General features: G+C 73.2%; 1 protein-coding gene. It reads left to right on the top strand.

Annotated features, from left to right (window positions below):
* Positions 1-220: hypothetical protein (locus ABGV18_RS11600; protein WP_396586163.1), on the top strand; the 220-nt coding region annotated here is incomplete at both ends.

Genomic DNA, 220 nt, shown 5'->3' on the forward strand with positions numbered 1-220 from the left:
CTGGTTCAAGGACAAGCTCGGCATCGCCTCGCCCTCCAAGGTGTTCGCCAGCATCGGCGACGACACCATGGCCGGCATGGCCATGGGGCTGGACCGCTCGGCCCGCGAGCCGGTGCGCAAGATCGACGCGCTCAACCGGCGCCTTCGCCGGCAGGCCGCCGGCATCACCATCGCGGCAAGCGCCGGGATGGCCGGTGGCGCTGGTCCGGCGGCCGCCGGT

Origin of the sequence: Guyparkeria halopsychrophila (assembly GCF_044582135.1) — a bacterium.
GTDB lineage: Bacteria > Pseudomonadota > Gammaproteobacteria > Halothiobacillales > Halothiobacillaceae > Guyparkeria.